Source organism: Sulfuricurvum sp. (genome assembly GCF_049305995.1).
Classification (GTDB): domain Bacteria; phylum Campylobacterota; class Campylobacteria; order Campylobacterales; family Sulfurimonadaceae; genus Sulfuricurvum.
Genome location: NZ_JBAQPS010000173.1, coordinates 1 through 4379, shown reverse-complemented (window position 1 = coordinate 4379; position 4379 = coordinate 1). Strand labels below are relative to the sequence as shown.

Annotated in this window: 5 protein-coding genes; 2 read left to right on the top strand and 3 right to left on the bottom strand. The window is 39.0% G+C overall.

The features are described 5' to 3' along the window. From WA010_RS05915 to pyrH, 3 genes are all read right to left on the bottom strand, one after another. Positions 1-831, bottom strand: an 831-nt coding sequence (locus tag WA010_RS05915; protein ID WP_422556220.1) for an HD domain-containing protein, incomplete at its 3' end; no start/stop codon positions are given. Positions 832-854: 23 nt separating this feature from the next. Further along, complete coding sequence (locus WA010_RS05910; protein ID WP_422556219.1) at positions 855-1070, bottom strand: DNA-directed RNA polymerase subunit omega; 216 nt, start codon at positions 1068-1070, stop codon at positions 855-857. 21 nt (positions 1071-1091) lie between these two features. Continuing rightward, on the bottom strand, positions 1092-1802 hold the full coding sequence (pyrH, locus tag WA010_RS05905; protein WP_422556218.1) for a UMP kinase: 711 nt from the start codon (positions 1800-1802) through the stop codon (positions 1092-1094). 120 nt (positions 1803-1922) lie between these two features. On the opposite strand from pyrH, the gene WA010_RS05900 reads away from it, so the two are divergent. After that, positions 1923-3251 carry a hypothetical protein gene (locus tag WA010_RS05900; protein ID WP_422556217.1) on the top strand — a complete coding sequence of 443 codons (1329 nt, stop codon included), beginning with the start codon at positions 1923-1925 and terminating at the stop codon, positions 3249-3251. 2 nt (positions 3252-3253) lie between these two features. After that, a complete protein-coding gene (locus tag WA010_RS05895) occupies positions 3254-4351 on the top strand; it encodes a trypsin-like peptidase domain-containing protein (RefSeq protein WP_422556216.1) in 1098 nt (365 codons plus the stop codon). Positions 4352-4379 lie beyond the last annotated feature (28 nt).

The window sequence follows — 4379 nt, the reverse complement described above, 5'->3', positions numbered from 1 at the left end:
AATCTCATCGATACTGATCCCTTTACGCTGCATTTTAAGATAGATTGAATAATGATGCTTAACACGGCTTAGAATCTCAAAATCATCCTCATTAAAGCCGTTTTCCAACATCATTTTGGTCAGCTTGTCGCAAAAATCGTTCAAACGAACAGTAATAGAGCGAAAGTTTTCCTCCATATACATATCGATAGCTTGTTTCTCTTCACTAAAAAGATATTGAAAACTCAAATCTTCTAGGAGATTTTTCAAAAATGAAATTCCTAAACGACTAGCAATCGGTGCATACACGACAAGGGTTTCTTCAGCAATACGATGTTGTTTAGCAGGCGTTAAAGCACCTAATGTAAGCATATTATGGAGACGATCACATAACTTGACAACCAATACGCGAACATCTTCGATCGATGCTACTAACATTTTACGAAATGATAATGCTGAGGCAACTAGCTTTTCATCCGAATTAGACGGAATTAGCTGCGCATCACGAATTGTATCTATTTTTGTTAATCCCTCAACTAAATGAGCAACATCGTTTCCATAATCACATGCTATCTCTTCGATTGTGATATGCGTATCTTCGACAACATCATGTAATAATGCTGCAATAACCATCGATTCATCACCCGCGATATTTGCAACTATAGCTGCAACTAAAACAGGGTGCACAATATAAGGTTCACCACTTCTTCGAAATTGGTTTTGATGTGCTTGTTGCGAAAAAACAAGTGCACTTTGAATAGCTTTAGAGGAAGGGATGTGGCTGTATAAGTATGCAGTTGCACCTTCTACATCATTGATCCGAATTATTTTATCTATGTCGATGGCGTTCAATGATGCAACTTTAGTACACTAAATTAATCTCTAGGCACGAAGCCTTTGATGCTAATATGCCCTTCAGCAATTTCCATCAAAGCGATATCAGCCATTTTGGCTTTTTTAACATCAATATTTAATTTTGTTGTTGCTCCATTAAGAAGCTCTTCAGAGCGTTTCGCTACTGCTATAGCCAATTGATAACGATCAATATTAGCAGTTTCAAGTGCTTTTGCAGTGAGTTGTTCCAGTCTCATTTTATTTCCTTGCTTTTGGATTTATTGTACGATAGAGCAACGCTCTAGATTACCCTGAATTATTTCAAGAAGATTGCCCGGTGCAAACATGTCACAGACGATAATCGGCAATTTATTTTCTTTAGCCAATGCAATAGAAGTGTCATCCATCACTTTGATATGATCTTGCAACGCTTGCTCATATCCCAAAGCCGAAAGCTTGATTGCATCTGCGAATTTTTTAGGATCCTTATCATAGACACCATCCACTTTGGTTGCTTTGATAATCACCTCTGCCCCGATTTCAACCGCACGAAGTGTAGCAGCCGTATCCGTCGTAAAAAATGGATTCCCTGTTCCTGCGGCAAAAATAACCACACGACCACGTTCTAAATGGCGGGTTGCACGACGAACAATAAATGCTTCCGCGATTTGTTCCATCTTAATCGCACTTTGAACACGAACATGCATTCCCTCATGCTCACAAGCTTCTTGCATCGCAATCGCATTGATCACCGTTGCCAGCATCCCCATATAATCGCCTGATGTACGGCGAATAATACCATCCGCTGCCGCGCTAACACCACGAATAATGTTACCGCCGCCGATAACGATACCGACTTCAATCCCAGCATCTACAAGAGTTTTAATCTCACCTGCAATAAATTTTAGAATTTTTGTATCGATACCATGACCGTTTTCACCAGCAAGCGCTTCACCTGAGAATTTTACCAAAACACGTTTGTAGCCCATACAACTCCCTGTAAAGCATCTTTAATGTGCCCTTAAAATTACGCGTATTGTACTTTATTGTCGCTTTAAGGTTGCTTTGACTACACTAAGCTCATTATAAACAGAGAGGAAAACAAGAGGGTGAGTTGGATCAATACTCTTAAAAATTGGTGGTATCAACCTCTCAAACAACGTCAAATTTCTTATGGAAGAGGTTCCCATGCACTTGCTAACCCTCAAGAAAAAGAGCTTTTTGAGCATTCTGCCGAAGCATTTAAGAAAGGAGATATCCTTAGCGGTTTCAACCTGTTTTTATCTTCATTGATTCATCAAGATTTCACACTACCGACTTCTCACTTAACTATTAAGAGAAACGAGGATATACTCTTTTTTTCTCTCTATCAAGGGTATGCTATCGTCAAAGGGAGCGTTACTCGAACATCTTTAGAGGCACATGCTGATATTACCTTACGTGATCAACTCCATGTCGCCTTAAAACGACGATTTTTAGAACGAAATTTTCAGCTCACCTACTGCCGTTTCAGTGAATCAAAGGGGGTTGTCAGACTTTCTATCAAACTTGACAATGCAACCATCACTCCCCAAAAAATCTTTTACCCCCTTCGTGAGATTGCGCTCAATGCTGATTTCGAAAAAGAATTTATTGCTAGCGAATTTGATGAATTAGTTCTTTTGGATACAGGGCATCTTATCTCTAGAACACCTGATGAAATCGAATCAAACTACGCTTGTATGCAGCAATGGATACAAGAGACCAAACAAAGTCTGATAGGACTTTTATCCAATGACAATACAGGGATGGTTTCATTTAGCTATCTAGCCCTTTTACTCCAAATCGACTATCTTCTCCTCCCTCATAAAAAAATGGCAAAAAATATCAATGAAAAAATCAACGGCTATTTCATGGATGATGAGAAACTGACTGAAGATAAAAATGCTGATTTAGAGCAGTATTTAAATGAACTTGAGTCCATCGATAAAACAGTATTTTCGACGCAATTTTACAATGCCGCCTACACATTTTCTCCGTTTGACCAAGCAATGCACGAAGAAATTTCTGCCTTTATCGATGAATCATTAAGCAAAGTACGCTGGTATAAAAATAACCGCTCCAATTATGTCATTACCGTTATTTATCGCTATATATCTCTCTATCTCCTTTACAATTACGGTTTACACCCTTCATTGAAAGCTTTGCTCCATCTGCATGTTGAAGTCTATACCTCTGATTTTTTTCAATCTAAAAAAGAGCACCCGCTTTACAATCCCATCACAAAAATATTTGCTCGAAGTCTAATTTCAGAGCGTATCGAAGAAGCAATTGAACCGTATTTAGAACGATACAAAGGGCTTCAAAACTTTGCTGAGCATTTAAACTACAGCGATCTTGATCATTTCAGCCAAAGTTTTTATCTTCAAATCAAAAATCTCGATTATACGGAAATGTAAGCGTGAATACAACTACCCAAAAAATGGTCGAACAAATAATCGAAAGTATTGTGCAGATTACGAACCCCTATGGAAGTGGAAGCGGATTTTTGATCGACGGGCTTATCATCACCAACTCTCACGTGGTGAGCGGTCTAAAAGAGGTGCTTATCAGCACCAAAACCCTCCCAAAAACCATCGGAATCGTCATCTATGATGATCCTGCCTATGACCTCGCATTTATCCATTCACCCATTGCTATCCATCAAAAGAATCCACTTGTTCTATCCGATAAACCAGTACAAGATGGTGATGGTGTCATAGCTATTGGACATCCCTATGGACTCAATTATTCGACAACCGAAGGGATCGTGTCCAAAGCATCCCGATTACAAGGTGAAGTGGAATATATCCAATTTGATGCCGCAATTAACCCCGGAAACAGTGGAGGACCTCTCCTCAACACCTCCGCAGAAGTGGTTGGAGTCAACACTTTTATTATCCAAAACTCCAATAATCTTGGATTTGCCCTCCCCTCTTATACTCTCAAAGAAGCGTTAGATCAATTCAACAACTACAACTCCTATGACATTATCCGCTGTCTCTCCTGTAAAAACCTTATCCAAGAATCAACCATTCAAAATGACTATTGCCCTAAATGCGGAACCAAACTCGATGTTGCAAAACGACGCAGAGAAGGATACAAACCCAGTGGAGTCGTGGCATTGGTCGAAAAAATCCTCTACTCGCTACATATCAACGTCACCCTCTCTCGCCGAAGCCAGAGAAGTTGGCGATTCGAAGTCCAATCCACACGTATTGATATCAACTATTACGACAATGGCATCATCATTGCTGATTCGGCACTTTGTCGTATACCCCAAGAAAATATTGAGGAATTATATAATTTTTTATTATATGAGAATAGTAAATTGGAACGATTGCAATTTTCTATTAATGAAAATACGGTATATCTTTCCTATATTGTTGTGGACTCATCACTCAACGAAATATATGGCACATGGGCACTGCGAAAACTTTTAGACAAAGCACCGCATTATCAGAAGCTCTTAATTAAATTATTTAAAGTACTGGAACCAAAATTTGATGAGTTTGAGTAGTAATCTCTCGGCTTGTTATTAAATCCCT

What these genes read in the sequence shown, in the direction of transcription:
- WA010_RS05910 (WP_422556219.1), bottom strand. Translation starts at nt 1,070, where the DNA reads ATGAGACTGGAACAACTCACTGCAAAAGCACTTGAAACTGCTAATATT.
- pyrH (WP_422556218.1), bottom strand. Translation starts at nt 1,802, where the DNA reads ATGGGCTACAAACGTGTTTTGGTAAAATTCTCAGGTGAAGCGCTTGCT.